Annotated in this window: 11 protein-coding genes and 2 pseudogenes; 8 read left to right on the forward strand and 5 right to left on the reverse strand. The window is 73.0% G+C overall.

The window, feature by feature from the left end:
• Window positions 1–183 precede the first annotated feature (183 nt).
• The gene (locus OQ02_RS19975; RefSeq protein WP_156077156.1) at window positions 184–2,550 is read left to right on the forward strand and encodes an ATP-binding protein; all 2,367 of its coding nucleotides are present in this window, start codon (window positions 184–186) and stop codon (window positions 2,548–2,550) included.
• Window positions 2,551–2,568: 18 nt separating this feature from the next.
• Here OQ02_RS19975 and OQ02_RS19980 read toward each other — a convergent pair whose 3' ends face one another.
• Window positions 2,569–3,810 (reverse strand): cytochrome P450, encoded by a 1,242-nt coding sequence (locus tag OQ02_RS19980; RefSeq protein WP_051772544.1) that lies wholly within the window; start codon window positions 3,808–3,810, stop codon window positions 2,569–2,571.
• A 582-nt stretch (window positions 3,811–4,392) separates the two neighbouring features.
• On the opposite strand from OQ02_RS19980, the gene OQ02_RS46945 reads away from it, so the two are divergent.
• Entirely contained in the window at window positions 4,393–5,340 is a 948-nt protein-coding gene (locus OQ02_RS46945) for a cold-shock protein (RefSeq protein WP_033439962.1), read from the forward strand.
• A gap of 228 nt (window positions 5,341–5,568) precedes the next feature.
• Here the strand turns inward: OQ02_RS46945 and OQ02_RS42500 are convergent.
• Window positions 5,569–6,411: pseudogene (locus OQ02_RS42500) on the reverse strand (IS5 family transposase).
• Window positions 6,412–6,761: 350 nt separating this feature from the next.
• Here OQ02_RS42500 and OQ02_RS20000 point away from each other — a divergent pair.
• Genes OQ02_RS20000 through surE form a run of 6 tightly spaced genes read left to right on the forward strand, consistent with a single transcriptional unit; the run spans window position 6,762 to window position 15,531 of the window.
• Window positions 6,762–10,598, forward strand: coding sequence for a Pls/PosA family non-ribosomal peptide synthetase (locus tag OQ02_RS20000; protein WP_051772546.1), 3,837 nt, complete (start codon window positions 6,762–6,764; stop codon window positions 10,596–10,598).
• Window positions 10,595–11,863 (forward strand): M1 family metallopeptidase, encoded by a 1,269-nt coding sequence (locus tag OQ02_RS20005; RefSeq protein ID WP_033439964.1) that lies wholly within the window; start codon window positions 10,595–10,597, stop codon window positions 11,861–11,863. The genes OQ02_RS20000 and OQ02_RS20005 overlap by 4 nt, the downstream gene beginning before the upstream one ends.
• Before the next feature lie 44 nt (window positions 11,864–11,907).
• The gene (locus OQ02_RS20010) at window positions 11,908–12,558 is read left to right on the forward strand and encodes an RNA polymerase sigma factor (protein ID WP_081915779.1); all 651 of its coding nucleotides are present in this window, start codon (window positions 11,908–11,910) and stop codon (window positions 12,556–12,558) included.
• Window positions 12,551–13,816 (forward strand): hypothetical protein, encoded by a 1,266-nt coding sequence (locus tag OQ02_RS20015; protein WP_033439965.1) that lies wholly within the window; start codon window positions 12,551–12,553, stop codon window positions 13,814–13,816. The genes OQ02_RS20010 and OQ02_RS20015 overlap by 8 nt, the downstream gene beginning before the upstream one ends.
• 48 nt (window positions 13,817–13,864) lie before the next feature.
• Window positions 13,865–14,785, forward strand: a complete 921-nt coding sequence (locus OQ02_RS20020) for a PfkB family carbohydrate kinase (RefSeq protein WP_033439966.1) — start codon at window positions 13,865–13,867, stop codon at window positions 14,783–14,785.
• Entirely contained in the window at window positions 14,782–15,531 is a 750-nt protein-coding gene (surE, locus tag OQ02_RS20025) for a 5'/3'-nucleotidase SurE (RefSeq protein WP_033439967.1), read from the forward strand. Before OQ02_RS20020 ends, surE begins: the two co-directional genes overlap by 4 nt.
• Here surE and OQ02_RS43885 read toward each other — a convergent pair.
• The 3 genes and pseudogenes from OQ02_RS43885 to OQ02_RS46950 form a co-directional block, all read right to left on the reverse strand.
• A complete protein-coding gene (locus OQ02_RS43885; protein WP_156077157.1) occupies window positions 15,528–15,668 on the reverse strand; it encodes a hypothetical protein in 141 nt (46 codons plus the stop codon). The genes surE and OQ02_RS43885 overlap by 4 nt on opposite strands.
• A gap of 123 nt (window positions 15,669–15,791) precedes the next feature.
• A complete protein-coding gene (locus OQ02_RS40185; RefSeq protein WP_051772547.1) occupies window positions 15,792–16,505 on the reverse strand; it encodes a rhamnogalacturonan lyase family protein in 714 nt (237 codons plus the stop codon).
• 22 nt (window positions 16,506–16,527) lie between these two features.
• Window positions 16,528–16,590: pseudogene (locus OQ02_RS46950) on the reverse strand (hypothetical protein); the annotation flags it as partial.
• Window positions 16,591–16,603 lie beyond the last annotated feature (13 nt).

Here is a 16,603-nt window from a genome sequence, read left to right on the forward strand (position 1 = left end):
TCACGCGTCTTTGCGCAAGGTAGTGCAATTCCTTGCAGGCTAGACCTGGGGCTGTACGGCTGTAAACGGCGTGAACAGCCTTGCTGCGGAGCACTCTTCGCAAGGATTTGCAGGGCGATTCGCCGTTGCGACGCTTCGGCGATCTCACGCCGCGTCGACCGGTCGGTGTCGTACGGTGTCCGGATGACCGACCGGGCATCGGGAAGCGGTGTCATGCCGCGCGCGCTGAGTTCATTCGTGGGACGCAAGGAACTGCTCGCCGATCTCCGTCGACGGATCGGCGTCGCACCGCTCATCACGCTCACCGGCGTGGGCGGCGCGGGCAAGACCCGGTTGGCACTGGAACTGGCCGCGCAGGTGGATCGCGCTTACGACGACGGCGTGCGCCTGGTCGAACTCGCGTCCGCGCGCGGCGGCGACCCGGAGTTGCTGGCACAGGTCGTCGCCAGCGCGGTGGGCGTGCCGGACCAGGCCACCACGACGCCGTTGGAGACGCTGGTCGACTACCTCGGCTCCCGGCGGCTGCTGCTGGTGCTGGACAACTGCGAGCACCTGGTCGAACCGGTGGCGCACCTCGTGCGCACGGTGCTCCGCGCGGCGCCCGGCGTGCGCATCCTGGCCACCAGCCGGGCGCGGTTGCGGGTGCCCGGCGAGGTGCTGGTCATGGTGCCGCCGCTGGAGGTGCCCGCCGAGGGCTCACCGCTCGACCTCGGCCACGAGTCGGTGGCGCTGCTGGTCGACCGGGCCGACGCGGGCGTGCCCGGTTGGGGTGGTGTCACGCCGGGGAACTGGCCGGACGTGGTGCGCGTGCTGCGCCGCGTCGCGGGCATCCCGCTGGCCATCGAGCAGGCCGTGGTGCGGATGCGGTCCATGCCGGTGTCACTGCTGGCCGACCGGCTGGACGACGTGATGCGCGTGCTCACCGCCAACGACACCACCGCGGTCGAGCACCACCAGACCATGGCCGCGCTGATCGACTGGAGCCACGCCCACTGCACGCCCGCCGAAAGCCTGTTGTGGGCGCGGCTGTCCGTGTTCGAAGGCGGGTTCACGCTGCCCGCCGCCGAGTCGGTGTGCGCGGGCGACGGGCTGGGCGCCGACGACGTGGCCGACACGCTGGCCGGGCTGGTGGACAAGTCGATCGCGCTGCCGTCCGCCGACCGCAGCCGCTACCACCTGCTGGAACCGTTGCGCCAGCACGGCGCGGCCCGGTTGCGGGACGCCGGCGAGGGGGACGCCGTCCGGCTGCGGCACCAGGACTACTTCCGCCGCGACGCGGCCCGGCTGGCCGAGTCGTTCGTCGGGCACAACGAGGCCGCGCTGCTGTCGGCGGTCGACGCGGACATGGCCAACCACCGGGTGGTGCTGGCCGACCTGATCGGCAACCCCGCCACCGCGTACGCCGGGCTCCAGATGAGCGTCGACCTGGCGCGCACCCGCTGGTTCACCTACGCCGGCCGATTACCGGAGGAACGGCTGTGGCTGGGGCGGGCGCTGGCCGCCGCGCCGGCCGCCGCGGACCCGCTGCGGGCCAGTGCCATCGCCCTCGACGCGTGGATCGCGCTGTGCCTGGGGGTGGAGCGGCAACAGGTCGCCCGGCGGGTGGAGGAGGCCTCGGCGCTGGCCCGGGAGGTCGACGTGCCGCTGGCCGCGGTCACGTTCGTGCACGGGGCGTACATCGTGATGGCGAACGGCGACCTGGACGGCACGGAGCTGCTGCGCCAGGCGCACAAGGAGTTCGGGGAGCTCGGGCAGCCGTTCGCGGTGGACCACCACCTCGCGCACATCCTGCTCACCGTGTCGCTCGTGCTGCTCGGCACCCGTGAGCAGGCCGAGCCCGCGGCGGCGGACTTCCTCGCCACGTGCGGGCAGCTCGACGCCGCGTGGGGGCTGAGCTGGGCGCACTGGTGCAACGGCGTGGTGGAGACCCGGTGGGGTGATCCGGGGCGCGCGCTGGAGGTGCTGCGGGAAGGCCTGCGGATCCAGCGGGCCATCCGCGACAAGTGGGGCCCGCTGTGGACGATCGAGGCGTTGGGCTGGGCGCACGCGCGTGCCGGCGACGCCCGTGCCGCCGCACGGATGCTGGGGCTGGCGCACCGGCTGCACCGCGTCACCGGCGTGCGGGTCGACGGCTTGGTGCCGTTCTCCCGGCTCTCGGAGCAGACCGCGGCACAGGCCAGGGCGGCGCTCGGCGACGACGAGTACGAGCGGGCCTACGCGAGCCGGGCCGAGTCGGTGGACGAGGCGCTGGCCATCGTGCTCGACGAGGGCGACGCCGCCGAGGACGCACCGGAGCCGGACCACCGCCCGGCCGGGCTCACCCCGGCGGAGTGGAACGTGGCCCGGCTGGTGGGCGACGGCCTGTCCAACCCGGAGGTCGCCACCAGGCTGGTGATCTCCCCCGCGACCGTGCACACCCACCTGACCCGGATCTACCGCAAGCTCGACATCGCCAACCGCCACCAGCTCATCACCTTGCTGGCGAGCATGGTCGAACGGCCACCACCCGGCACCGTCCGCCGCAGCTCGCCCAGTCGTGCCGACATGTGAGTTCCCGTCCTGTTCGCTCTACGCGTCCAGCGCCGCGGGCACGGCGGCGAAGGTGTTCGGCACGACCTTGTCGCCGCGCTCCAACTCCGCCGCGTCCACCGAGAGGCGGGCACGCGGCGCGCGTTCGCGCAACGCCAGGAGCGCCGCGCGCGTCTCGATCCGGGCCAGGTGGTGGCCCAGGCAGAAGTGCAAGCCGTGCCCGAACGCCGCGTGGCCCAGGGCCGGGTTGCCGGTCGCGGGCACGCGCGTCGGGTCGAAGACGTCCGCGGTCGGCCCGTGCACCAGCGGGTCGCGGCCGGCCGTGCCCAGGCCGATCATCACCACGGAGCCCTCCGGGATGACGCCGCCGGGCACTTCGACGTCGGTGGTGGCGCGGTAGTGCGGGGTGACGCGGACCGGCGGGTCCCAGCGGGCCGCTTCCTCGACCGCGGCGGACACGGTGTCCTCGTTCAACGCCTCCCAAGCGCCGGGGGTGGCGAGCAGGGCGGTGGCGGCGTTGCCGATGAGGCCGGTCGTCGTCTCGTGCCCCGCCACGACGAGCAGGATCGCGGTGGTCAGCAGTTCCTCGGGGGTCAGCCGGTCGCCGTCGACCTGCGCCTGCGACAGCGCGCTGAGCAGCGCGTCGTCCGGCTGCTCGCGCTTGTGCTCGATCAGGCCGGCCAGGTAGCCGAACATGGCGTCGGACGCGGGCACGACGAGCTCGGGGCGTTCGGTCATCATCGCCGCGGTCCAGTGGTGCAGCTGGTCGCGGTCGTCGGCCGGCACGCCGAGCAGGTCGCAGATCACCGCCAGGGGCAACGGGAACGCCAGGCCGCTGATCAGGTCGGCGTCCGAGGGCAGTGCGGCGACCATGTCCCGGGCCGTCTTCTCCACCGCCGGGCGCAGCTCCTCGACGCGGCGTGACGTGAACGCCTGCGACACGAGCGCGCGCAGCTTGCGGTGGTGCGGCGGGTCGGTGTTGAGCATCGACGGGCCGATGATCCGGGACAGGTCGGTCGGCCTGCCCTTGCGCGCCAACTGGTCCTGCATCGCGGCCCTCAGCGAGGCGGCGTCCTTGGCCATCCGGCCGTCGTTGAGCAGCGCCTTGGTCGCTTCCAGGCCCATCGTGGTGACGAGGACTTCCAGCCCGTTGGGCAGTTCGGCCGCGTGCACGGGGCCGCGACGGGCCAGCGCGTCCTCGTGCGCGTGGTGCTGCCATCCGCGCAGCGGACCGCCGACAAGGGCCTGTCGGTCCGGGGCGAACTCCGCGGTCAGCTGCACATCGTCTCCTCGGGTGGTGCGGTTGCGGCGCCTACTTTCCTGTGATCGACCACCGTCGCGCATCCACCGCGATCCGTATCCGCGATGACGACGTACGGAAACAGGTGTACGTCCGCGTATACGGAGGCGCATACGGAGGTCTGTCGATGCGGGCGGGCACGCGCGTCCGGGACGCTCAAGGGGAGTCCGGCACCCCGACTGCCGGACGAGCCGGGCGGGTCAGGCGGGTTGGCCGCCGCCCGACATCCCGGGGGGCGGGAGGGGCCGCGCGCGCGGCCCCTTTTCCCGCCCGTTCTCCCGCGCGATCGGCGGTCGTCCCTCCGGGAGTCCCGGTGGGCGGGACGGTGAACGCCGATCGGCACGCGCCGCGGAGGCACTGGTGCGGGGTGCCGCACCGACCCGTGACGGCCGCGGTCGAACTGCCCGGCCCTGAGACCTGGTCTCAAAGCTCGGCGTGTCGCTAGGTGAACCAACGGCCCGCCCCTGGCTCCGCACCGCCCGCCCGTGGGCCCGGCCCGACGGACCGGAAGTCCGTCAGAGAGACTGGGGGCCAGTGCCCGCCCTCTCGACCTGGAGCCTTTGATGCCGCAAGGGACCGTCCGTTGGTTCGACGCCGAACGTGGTTTCGGCTTCCTCGCGCCCGAGGGCGGCTCGCCGGACGTGTTCGTGCACGCCTCCGAGATCGTCGAGGACGGCGGCGCGAAAGTGCTCCGCGAGGGTCAGGCCGTCGTGTTCGAGGTCGGCGAGAACGACCGCGGGCCCCAGGCGCTGCGCGTTCGCGTCACCGCCGATGCGGCCACCGGCAGCGCCGTGGGCCTGCTCGGCACCGTCAACTGGTACGAGCCGGGCAAGGGGTACGGCTTCGCGTCGCCGGACGGCGGCGGCGCCGACATCTTCGTGCACAGCTCCGCCATCGTGACCGGCGGCGTGGTCACCGAGGGGCAGCGGGTGGCATTCCTGATCGTCGAAGGCGAGCGCGGCCCGCAGGCCGGGCACGTGATCCCGCTGGGAGCAGGGGCCGGCTCACCCGCTGCGGCTGGTATCTCGGACGGTGCCGACGGCACGGTGGCCTGGTACGACGAGGACAAGGGATTCGGCTTCATCAACCCCGACTCCGGCGCCGGGGACATCTTCGTTCACGCCCAGGCTCTGGCCGAGGGGCTGACGTGGCTCGCGGAGGGCGACCGCGTCGCCTACGAGGTGGCTCGTGGAGACAAGGGCCCGCAGGCCCGCGACGTGCACCTGGTCCGGAGCGCCGAGCCCCAGACGGCGCCGCAGCGGTCGGCACCTGCCGCGGCCGCGGGGCCGGCCGCGCGGGACGTGCCCGTACGAGGCGGCGAGGGCGTCGTCGCGCGCTACGACGGCGACCGCGGCTTCGGCTTCATCACCCCGGACGCAGGCGGCGACGATCTCTTCGCCCACGTGTCCGTGATCATGGGGTCGGAGCCGCTGCAGAAGGGTGACCGGGTCCGGTACGCGGTGCGTCAGAGCGACCGGGGCCCGCAGGCCGACCGCATCGAACGCCTCTGAAGAGGCGGCCCCACCGATGGCTGATCACTTCCCGACGAGAGTGCTCGTTCATCCCCGTCGATGGTGCCGTCAGCAACGCGGCTGCAGCCTCCTCCAGGAGATCGATCTCCCTCGTGGTGACGGAGCCCCGTACCGACCCGAGGACCTGCTCCGCGCTCAGAAGCTCACCAGTCACCCCACCCGACGACACAGAGCCACCGATGTATCCCCAACGAGTGAATGGATGCGTTAGACCTGGTCGCAGAGCTCGATCTTTATGAGCCGGCGGACGTTGATCACGGTGCAGGCCAGCGTGAGTAGCGCCGGCGTGGTGCGTTCGCTCCGGTCGTAGCGCAGCCCGAGGCGTTCGAACCGCAGCAGCCAGGAGATGGTGCGTTCGACGACCCAGCGGACCCGGCCGAGGCGGGACTTGCCCTCAATCCCGCGCCTGGCGATACGGACCTTGATACCGCGGCGGGTCGGGTAGCGGCGGCAGCGGCGGTAGTCGTAGCCCTTGTCGGCGTGCAACTTGTCCGGTCGGCATCGTGGCCGGCCCGCCCGGCCGTGGTGGCCACGCACGGTCGGGTTCGTGTCCAGCAGCGGCTCGAACAGCATGCTGTCGTGGGTGTTTGCCGCCGACAACATGATGTGCAGCGGTAGCCCGTTCGCGTCCCACAGAACGTGGTACTTGGAGCCGGCTTTACCCCGGTCAGTGGGGCTGCGGCCGGTCAGCTCGCCCCCCTTTTCGACCGCACCGACACCGCGTCGATGCAGCCTCTGGTCCAGTCGAGCTCGTCGATGTTGGACAGCTCGTCGAGCACGAGCTGGTGCAGCCGGTCCCACACACCAGCGTCCTGCCACTCACGTAACCGCCGCCACGCGGTGTGCCCGGAACCGCATCCGAGCTGCTCGGGTAGGTCTCGCCAGCGGCAGCCGGTGTCGAGCAGGAACAAGATCCCCTCTAGCGCGGCACGGTCATCGATCCGGGGCCGCCCACCCGGACCGCGCGGCGCTGGTCGGAACGGGGATCAGGGGTTCGATCAGCTCCCAGAGCCGGTCTTCGACCCGCCGCTGCTGCGTCGTCTTCGCCATGACTGCCCACGATCGACGACCAGGACCGGCAGGTTACGCAGTGCCACACCCTGAAGTTCTGAGACCAGGTCTTAGGTGATGTCGTTGGCGCACAAGGAACTACGCCCACCGGACGCCGGTGCGCGACCGTCACGTTCCGGTGCTCCGCGCACCGTCATGACGCTGTGTGACACCACCCACTTGGCGGCACGTTCACCGACCGACCACGTGAATGGCGGGTAAAGTCGCACGTCGGCGGTTTCGTGGCTGCGACCGCCGAGGCTGCTTGGCCGGTCCCCCACCGGGTGCGGAGCAGCGATCCGACCCTCGGAGGACTACACAGTGCGTTCGCGTCCCACCGGTGCCCGCCGGTGACCATCGCCCCCGACACCGCCTTCCCCGCCCTGATCGGCACGCCGGCGCTGTTCCGCGCCGAGGCCGCCGCGCCCGAGCGCACCCTGCTCGACGTCCTGGCCGACACGGCCCGCCGGCACCCCCACTCCCCCGCGCTGGACGACGGCGCCACGTCCCTGACCTACCGCGAACTCCTCGACGAGGTCGACGCGCGGAGCCGGGTGCTGACGGCGTCCGGCGTGGGTGTCGGCGACCGGGTCGGCGTCCGCGTCCCGTCGGGCACGGTCGACCTGTACCTCGCGGTGCTGTCCGTCCTCGCGGCCGGTGCGGCGTACGTGCCGGTGGACGCCGACGATCCCGACGAGCGCGCCGAACTGGTGTTCACCGAAGCGGACGTGTGCGCCGTGGTCGGCGAGACGCTCGACCTTCGCGGCACGCCGATGGGCCTGCTCGACACTCCCGGCCCGGACGACGACGCGTGGATCATCTTCACGTCCGGTTCGACCGGCAAGCCCAAGGGTGTCGCGGTCTCGCACCGGTCCGCCGCCGCGTTCGTGGACGCCGAGGCGCGGCTGTTCCTGCCGGACGACCCGATCGGCCCGGACGACCGCGTGCTCGCGGGCCTGTCCGTCGCGTTCGACGCCTCGTGCGAGGAGATGTGGCTGGCCTGGCGCAACGGCGCGTGCCTGGTACCCGCGCCGCGGGCGTTGGTGCGGACCGGTTTCGACCTCGGGCCGTGGCTGGTCGAGCGTGAGGTGACGGTGGTGTCCACGGTGCCGACGCTGGCCGCGCTGTGGCCGGTGGACGCGCTGGACGACGTTCGGCTGCTGATCTTCGGCGGTGAGGCGTGCCCGCCCGAGCTGGCCGAGCGGCTGGCCGTCGACGGCCGCGAGGTGTGGAACACCTACGGCCCGACCGAGGCCACCGTGGTGGCGTGCGCGGCACGGCTGACCGGTGACGGTCCCGTGCGCATCGGCCTGCCGCTGGACGGCTGGGAGCTGGCCGTGGTCGACGCCGCGGGCGCGCCCGTGCCGATGGGCGGTTCCGGTGAGCTGGTGATCGGCGGCGTCGGCCTGGCCCGCTACCTCGACCCGGCCAAGGACGCGGAGAAGTTCGCGCCGATGCCCGGCTTGGCCTCGTACGGACCGGGGTGGGACCGCGCCTACCGCAGCGGCGACCTGGTCCGCGCCGAACCCGAGGGCCTGCTGTTCCTTGGCCGCGCGGACGAGCAGGTGAAGCTGGGCGGACGGCGGATCGAGCTGGGCGAGGTGGACGCGGCGTTGCAGGCGCTGCCCACCGTCGCCGGGGCCGCCGCGGCCGTGCGCACCACCAAGGGCGGCAACCAGGTCCTCGTGGGGTACGTGGTGGCCGCGCAGGACTCCGATCAACCGGCGGACTTCGACCACGCGGACGCGTTGGCCCGGCTGCGGACCGCACTGCCCGCCGCCCTCGTGCCGCTGCTCGCCGTGGTGGACACGCTGCCCACCCGCACGTCCGGCAAGGTGGACCGGGCGGCGCTCCCGTGGCCGCTGCCGTCGCTGGACGTCGGAGTGCCCGAGGACGCGCTCACCGGCACCGAGGCGTGGCTGGCCGAGCAGTGGACGGAGCTGTTGGGCGCGCGCATCACCAGTCCCGACGCGGACTTCTTCGCCCACGGCGGCGGCAGCCTCGCCGCGGCGCAGCTCGTCTCCACGATCCGGACCCGCCACTCCGGCGGTTCGGTCAACGACATCTACCAGCACCCGACGCTGCGGCAGCTGGCCGCGCGGCTGGACGAGCTGAGCGGCCACCGCGCCGCCACCCGCGAGGTCGTGCCGACGCCCCGGCGGACCGGCGTGATCCAGTCCTTGCTGCTGGTCCCGCTCATGAGCCTGGTCGGGCTGCGCTGGTCGGTCGCGCTGGCGGCGGTGGGCAACGTCGTCGGCTTCACCACTCCGGTCTCGTGGTGGTGGATCGCCGCCGGGTGGCTCGTGTTCGTCAGCCCGCCCGGCAAGGTGGCCATCGCGGCGGGTGGCGCGCGGCTGCTGCTGCGCGGTCTGCGTCCCGGCACGTACCCGCGCGGCGGCGGCGTGCACCTGCGGCTGTGGACCGCCGAACGGCTGGCCGAGTTCAGCGGCGCGACGAACCTCGCCGGGTCGTGGCTCACGCACTACGCCCGTGCCCTGGGCGCGAAGATCGCCCCGGACGTCGACCTGCACTCCGCGCCACCGGTGACCGGCATGCTCAAGCTCGGCAAGGGCAGCGCGATCGAGCCCGAGGTGGACCTGTCCGGCCACTGGGTGGACGGCGACCGGCTGCACGTCGGGCGCATCCGGGTCGGCGCGGGCGCGGTGGTCGGTGCGCGCAGCACCCTGTTCCCCGGTGCCCGGGTCGCCAAGCGGGCCGAGGTGGCGCCCGGTTCGGGGGTGACCGGCTCGGTCCCGACGGGGCAGCGGTGGGCCGGTGTGCCCGCGACGCGCGACGGCAAGGCAGGCCGTCCCGGCCCGCGCCCGCCGCGGTCGTCGTGGTGGAAGCTGGTCTACGCGGTGACGACGTCCGCGCTGGGGCTGCTTCCGGTGGCGGCGGCCGTTCCCGCGGTGCTGCTCGTCGTGCGCCGGCCGTTGACGCTCGGGTCGGCGCTGTCTGCCGTGCCGTTGGCGACGGTGGCGTGGCTGGGCGCGTACGCGCTGCTGGTCCTCGTGTCCGTGCGGCTGCTCGGCATCGGGCTGCGGGCCGGCACGTACCCGGTGCACAGCCGGATCGCCTGGCAGGCGTGGACCACCGAACGGCTGATGAACATGGCGCGGGTCGCGCTGTTCCCCTTGTACGCGAGCCTGTTCACGCCGGTGTGGCTGCGTGCGCTGGGGATGCGGGTCGGCCGCCGGGTCGAGGCGTCGACCGTGCTCGCGCTGCCGAAGATGACCACGATCGGCGACGGCGCGTTCCTCGCCGACGACACCATGGTCGCGTCCTACGAGCTGGGCGGCGGCTGGCTCCGCATCGCCGCCGCGCGGGTCGGCAAGCGGGCGTTCCTGGGCAACTCGGGGATGACCGCGCCGGGCCGCTCGGTGCCGAACCGCGGGCTGGTGGGCGTGCTGTCGGCGACGCCGAAGCGGGCCAAGGCGGGCAGCTCGTACCTGGGCATGCCGCCGATGAAGCTGCCGCGCGCGGCCGAGCAGGGTGACCAGAGCCGGACGTTCGACCCGCCGCGGCGGCTGGTCGTGGCCCGCGCGCTGGTCGAGCTGTGCCGGGTCGTGCCGGTGATGTGCCACGTCGCGCTGGTCGTGGGTGTCGTGTTCGCGCTGCGAGCCGTGATGTCCCTGTGGGCGTGGCCGCTGCTGGCCGGGCTGGTGCTGCTCGCCGCGGGGGTGGCGGCGTGCGCGGTGGCGGCGGTGGCGAAGTGGCTGCTGGTCGGTCGGTTCCGGGCGCGGGAGTACCCGTTGTGGAGCGGGTTCGTCTGGCGCAACGAGCTGGCGGACACGTTCGTGGAGGTGCTGGCGGTGCCGTGGCTGGTCGGCTCGGCGGGCGGGTCGCCGGTGATGGCGCTGTGGCTGCGGTCGCTGGGCGCGCGGATCGGGCGCGGCACGTGGGTCGAGTCGTACTGGTTCCCGGAGTCGGACCTGGTGCGGTTGGGCGACGGCGCGACCGTGAACCGGGGGTGCGTGGTGCAGACCCACCTCTTCCATGATCGGATCCTGCGCATGGACCAGGTGGAGTTGGCGGACGGGGCCACGCTCGGCCCGCACGGGATCGTGCTGCCCGGCGCGACGGTCGGCGCGCACGCGACGGTCGGCCCGGCGTCGTTGGTGATGCGCGGCGAGCACGTGCCGGCGGGCACGCGGTGGCTGGGCAACCCGATCTCCGCCTGGCGATGACCGGGTACCTCCCCGATCACGGTGACAGCGGCTACCGGGTCGCGCACTACGACCTCGACCTGGACTACAAGCCGCACACCGGGCGGCTGGGCGGGCGGGCGACGCTGTCCGCCGTCACGGCGGCGCCGCTGAGCCGGGTCGTGCTGGACTTCGGCGCGCTGCCCGTGAGCCGGGTGCTGGTGGACGGCCGGCCCGCCCGCCACGCGCACGGCGGCGGCAAGCTGCGGGTCCGCCCGACGCGCCCGGTGGACGGGCCGTTCACCGTCGAGGTCCGGTACTCGGGTGTCGCACGCCCGATCCGGACCCGGCACTGGGGTGAGCTGGGGTGGGACCAGCTCACCGACGGCGCGCTGGTGGCGAGCCAGCCGGTCGGCGCGTCGTCCTGGTTCCCGTGCAACGACCTGGTGCGGGACAAGGCGACCTACCGGATCTCGGTCACCGCCCCGTCGCCGTACACGGTGCTGGCCAACGGCGTGCAGGTCGAGCGGCGCAGCGGGGGCAGCAGCACGACGTGGGTCTACGAGCAGGCCGAGCCGATGGCGACGTACCTGGCGTCCGTGCAGGTCGGGCAGTACGTGCGGCTGCCGCTGGGCGACGGCCAGGACGTGGCCGCGCCCGCCCGGCTGCTGCGGGCCGTCCGGCACGACTTCGCCCGGCAGCCGCAGATGATGGGCGTGTTCGAGGAGCTGTTCGGCCCCTACCCGTTCCGCGCCTACCAGGTCGTGGTGACCGACGACGAGCTGGAAGTGCCGGTCGAGGCGCAGGGCATGTCGGTGTTCGGCGCCAACCACGTCGACGGGCAGCGCGGGCACGAACGGCTGGTCGCGCACGAGCTGGCGCACCAGTGGTTCGGCAACAGCGTCGGCCTGGCCGACTGGCGGGACATCTGGCTCAACGAGGGTTTCGCCTGCTACGCCGAGTGGCTGTGGTCGGAACGCTCCGGCGGCCCCACCGCCGCCGTCCTCGCCGACCGCGCCCGCGCCCGGCTGGCCCGCGCACCGCAGGACCTCCGGATCGGCGACCCCGGGGTGGCGAACCTGTTCGACGACCGGGTCTACAAGCGCGGCGCGCTCACGTTGCACGGCCTGCGGACCCGCCAAGGCGATCCCGACTTCTTCGCCACCCTCCGCGAGTGGACGGACTCCTATCGTCACCGCACGGCGACGACCGGTGATTTCATGGCGTTGGCCCAACGCCACACCGCCTACCCGCTGGGCCTGTTCTTCCGCTCCTGGCTGGAGGATGCCCGACTCCCGGCGCTGTGATCCACGGCACGCAGCGCGCACCCCTCGGTGTCCTCATACCAGGCATGACGGAAGCTCCCACGGATGCGGTCGGGGTGTTGGCCTTGCCCGACGCCCCCGACACCGGTCCGCCCCCGAAACCGGACCCGCCCCCGGACTCCGACGCCGGATTGTGGCACACGATCGCGGGCGACGGACCGGAGGCGCACGCCGCCTTCACCGAGTTGTTCCAGCGGCACGCCGAGGCGGTGTGGAACTACGCCTACCGGCTCACGGCGTCGTGGGCGCAGGCCGACGACCTGCTGTCGACCGCGTTCCTCAACGCCTGGCGCACCAGGGGCCGGGCCGTGCTGACGCGGGACTCCGCGCGCCCGTGGCTGTTCACCGTCACGGCCCGCCTGGCCCGTGACGAGCGACGTGCCCGCGCACGCCTGACGGCGTTGCTCCAGCGGTTGTCCCGCACGACCGCCGAACGCGATCACGCCGACGCGGTCGTGGAGGGTGACTTCGCCGAACGCCGCCTGCGCCGCGTGGTCAGGGCCGTCGACCGCCTGCCCCGCGCCGAGCGCGAGGTCGTCCGGCTGTGCCTGCTCGGCGAGGTGTCCACGGCCGACGCGGCCCGGCTGCTCGGCATCGCCGAGGCCAGCGTCCGCTCCCGCACGTCCCGCGCCCGTGCCCGGCTCCGCGCGCTGCTCGAGGAGGACTCCGATGACTGACCTGGACCTGCCCCCGGACAGCCCGCTGCCCGACGGCGTGCGTTCCGCCGCGCTCACCCGCCTGCGGGCGGGGCTGGACGCGCCTCCCCCCCGCCACGTGCCCCTCAAGATCGCCGCCATCGCCGTCGCCGTGGTCACCGCGACGGGGCTGGCCGTGCAGCTCACCGACCGCAGGGACCCCACCGCGACGACCCCTTCGACGTCGGCGGAGATCCCCGAGCTGCGCCACCACGACGCGGCGGTCTTCTACGACCTGCGCCAGGGTTCGGCACCGGACGGCGCGGCGCGGCGCTGCCACGCGCAGTCGACCGGCCTGCCTCCGGCCGACCGGTGGACCCCGATCGCCACGGCGTCCCGGCACCGGGTGGACCTGATGGCGTTCGAGACCGCCGCGGGGATCGTGTTCTGCGAGAACACCCCCATGTCGGTCACCGTGTCGTCGCCGTGGACCGACCCCGGCGCCCTCACCGTCGCGTTCAGCACGGCGACCGGGTCGATGGCGGGGTTCACCGGTTCCGACGCCCGGTCGTTCACCCTCGCCGCACGCGCGGAGGAGGACGAACGCGCCATCGTCGCCCGATCGGGCCGCCTGTTCCTGATGCCCGACGGCTTCGTCGCCGACGGTGTCGTCGCCCAGCCCGAGGTGGCCACCTCGACCGAACTCGTCCAGGAGTTCGAGCTGACCACGCCACCTCCGACCGCGACCGCGGTCGACCGGCCGGTGACCCCCGAGGACCGCGGCAGCGCCGAAGGTCGTCGGCTCGGCGAGTGCCTGGCCGACCAGCCGCAGCCGGTCGCGGACCCCTCCGCGTGGCGGGCCGGGCAGGCGATCGCCCTGACCGCGACCGAGTCCGTGCAGCTGGGCCACTACCAGGACTTGCTGCTGCTGTGCCGTGAGGACCGGACCGTCGCGGTGTACGACTTCCGGCGGCCCGACGCCGCGGAGTGGGGCAGGGTGCTCTTCACCGGTGCGACGGTTCGTGGCGTGCTGATGCACTACGACTTCGTCCCGACCACCCGGGACGGCACGACTTTCGCGACGTCCGGCACGCAGGCCGTGATCGCCGAGGTCACCGATCCGCGGGTCGCGACCGTGACCCTGGTCGGCCCCGGCCGCCCCGACGTCACCGCCGAACCCGTGGCCGGCTCAGTGGTCCTGAGGGACCTCGCCTCGAACGGCGTGGGCCCGACGCCGGTGCGGATCATCGTCCGGGACGCCTCCGGCACCGTGCTGGAGGAGTTCACCCACGAGTTCTGAGTCACCCCGGCGGGCTTCGATCACGGTCAAACCGGGTAGCTCTCGGTCATGACGGGTCGAGTAGCGGTGTTCGCGCCGTCGCCTGAGCTGACGGTGACGGTGGAAGAGCTGGACGGCACGCCCGACATCCACATCCACGCCGGAGGGCAGGGGGTGTGGATGTCGCGCATGATCGAATCCCTGGGTGCCGAGGTGGTGCTGTGCTCGGCGTTGGGCGGTGAGACGGGCCAGGTGCTGCGGCACCTGATCGGGGTCGAGTTGAAGGCGCGGGACGTGTCCGCCCGAAACGGCGGGTACGTGCACGACCGGCGTGAAGGCGGACGCGACCAGGTGGTGCGGATGCCCGCCGACCCGTTGTCCCGCCACGAGCTGGACGACCTGTACGAGATGACCCTGGTCGAGGCGCTGAAAGCGGGTGTCGCGGTGCTCAGCGGCCCGGCCGCGGACGACACGCCGGTGCCCGACTCGGTGTACGAACGCCTCGCCAAGGACCTAGGCGGCAACGGCTGCCGAGTGGTGGTCGACCTGTCCGGCGCCCGGCTCGCCTCCGCGCTCGCGGGCGGCCCGACGGTGGTGAAGGTCAGCCACGAGGAGTTGGTGTCCGACGGGCTCGCCGGGTCCGACCGGCTGCCGGACCTGGTCGAGGGCGCGCTGAAGGTCGCCGACTGCGGCGCGAGCGCGGTCGTCGTGTCCCGGGCCGCGGAGGAGACGCTGGCGTGGATCGACGGCTCCCTGTACCTGGTGGAGGTGCCCGACCTGAGCCCGGTCGACACGCGCGGCGGCGGTGACTCGATGACCGCCGGGCTGGCCGCCGGCCTCGCCCTGGGCAGCTCGATCGAGGACTCGCTGAAGCTCGGCGCCGCGGCCGGCACGGTCAACGTGACCAGGCACGGGCTGGGCACCGGCAGCGGTGACGTGGTGCGCGAACTGGTCGACCGGGTGAAGCTGACGCCTTGGGAGGACGCATGAGGGTGCTCATCACCAACGACGACGGCATCGACTCGCCGGGGCTCGCCGCCCTGGCGCGCGGTGCGGTCGCGCACGGGTGGACGACCGTGGTCGCCGCGCCGGCCACGGAGGCCAGCGGCACCAGCGCGGGCCTCACCGCCGCCGAGGACCACCGGAAGGTCCGGGTGGAACGCCGTGACCTGCCCGGACTGGACGGAGTACCCGGCCACGCCGTCGCCGCGCACCCGGCCCTCATCACCATGGTGGCCGCGCAGGGAGCGTTCGGCGACCCGCCCGACATCGTGCTGTCCGGCGTGAACCGGGGCGCGAACGTCGGCCGGGCGGTGCTGCACTCCGGCACCGTCGGCGCCGCCCTGACCGCCGCCATCAACGGCGCACGCGCGATGGCGGTGTCCCTCGACGTCGGCCTGGACCTCGACGTCCACCACCACTGGGACACCGCCATCGCGGTCGCTTCCGGGCTGTTCGACCGCCTCGCGGCGATGCCCGCGGGCACGGTGCTCAACCTCAACGTGCCGAACTGCGCCGACACGCGTGAACCGCGCCGCGCGAGCCTCGCCGAGTTCGGGTCGGTGCGGAGCCGGGTGAAGCACACGGATGACGGCACGATCGGCATCGCCACCGTCTTCGTGGAGGGCGAACTGCCACCGGGCAGCGACGCCGCGCTACTGGCGAGTGGTCACCCGACCGTCACACCGCTGCGGTCGGTGACCGAAGACCTCGACCTCGTGTTCGAACCGTCCTAGTCGTCGTCGGCGCGCTCCCTGGTCGCGGGCTCGGTCTGGTCCGCATCGGACCTGACCAGCGCTTCCTCGGCCCCGTTCACCAAATCGGGACCGCCCCACTGGCCGCCGTCGCTCTGACCCAGTCGGTGCTTCGCCATGGTGTGCTCCCATCGATCGCCGCACTGGTACCCACTTCCGGGCGACCTCACACCGCCAAGCGGTGGCCCACGCCGAACTGTGGCGAGGACCACCGCGTTCACGGAGGTGATCAGCGGGCGCGATCAGCGGGCGTAGTACACGTCCGGCCACGGCGCCGACGTGGTGCCGCTCCCGATGTGGAAGCTCGGGTGCGGCGGCTGGTTGTAGGCGGTGTTCTGCCACGCGATGGCGACGCGGTACATCGTGTCGTGCATCAGCGTGGGGATGCGGCGGTCCGTCTGGTGCGGGGTGGAGTAGATCCGCAACGCACTGTTGTCGCTGGTGCGCCAGACGACCTCCTCGCGCCAGTCGCCGAACAGGTCGGCGGACAGGGCGGGGGTGGCCTTGGTGCCGTTGTTCGAGGCCACGCCGCTGCCGGTGAGCAGGCGGGTGTCACCGGACGTGCCGTACTTGTCGATCTTCGTCTGGTCGAGCAGCTCGCGGGACGAGTCGCCGTCCCACCAGATCAGGAAGTTCGCCGACGACGGCTTGCGGCCGATGCCTGTTCCCCTGGTGTTGCGCACCTCGCTGTCCGCGCTCGACCACGACTCCGCACCGGGGCTGCCCGCGTAGATGTCGGCCGAGACGCCGCGGCCGTTGTCACCGGCAGTGGGAGTGGTCCACAGGCGTTGACCCGTGCGGGCGTCGGCGAACCACGACCCGGGCTTGGACGAGTCCTCGGAGACCTTGTAGTACTCCAGACCCGGTCGTGACGGGTCGAGGTCGCCCAGGTGGGCGGCGTCGCCGTGCCCGAGGCCGCGCCGTGCCGGCCAGGAACCGGTCGACCCGGTTGCCATAGCTGTCACCCCACGACGACACCGTCCCGCGCGGCGGGTCGTAGTTCACCGTCGACATCGCCGCACCGGTCTGACCGTTGAACATCGTCAGGAACTCC

This window comes from Saccharothrix sp. NRRL B-16314 (genome assembly GCF_000716595.1).
Lineage (GTDB): Bacteria > Actinomycetota > Actinomycetes > Mycobacteriales > Pseudonocardiaceae > Actinosynnema.

Bases quoted from the DNA above. Each gene is read 5' to 3' on its own strand.
- OQ02_RS43885 (WP_156077157.1), bottom strand. From the start codon at position 15,668: ATGGCGAAGCACCGACTGGGTCAGAGCGACGGCGGCCAGTGGGGCGGT.
- OQ02_RS19975 (WP_156077156.1), top strand. From the start codon at position 184: ATGACCGACCGGGCATCGGGAAGCGGTGTCATGCCGCGCGCGCTGAGT.
- OQ02_RS20015 (WP_033439965.1), top strand. From the start codon at position 12,551: ATGACTGACCTGGACCTGCCCCCGGACAGCCCGCTGCCCGACGGCGTG.
- OQ02_RS20020 (WP_033439966.1), top strand. From the start codon at position 13,865: ATGACGGGTCGAGTAGCGGTGTTCGCGCCGTCGCCTGAGCTGACGGTG.
- OQ02_RS40185 (WP_051772547.1), bottom strand. From the start codon at position 16,505: ATGGCAACCGGGTCGACCGGTTCCTGGCCGGCACGGCGCGGCCTCGGG.
- OQ02_RS46945 (WP_033439962.1), top strand. From the start codon at position 4,393: ATGCCGCAAGGGACCGTCCGTTGGTTCGACGCCGAACGTGGTTTCGGC.
- surE (WP_033439967.1), top strand. From the start codon at position 14,782: ATGAGGGTGCTCATCACCAACGACGACGGCATCGACTCGCCGGGGCTC.
- OQ02_RS20010 (WP_081915779.1), top strand. From the start codon at position 11,908: ATGACGGAAGCTCCCACGGATGCGGTCGGGGTGTTGGCCTTGCCCGAC.
- OQ02_RS20005 (WP_033439964.1), top strand. From the start codon at position 10,595: ATGACCGGGTACCTCCCCGATCACGGTGACAGCGGCTACCGGGTCGCG.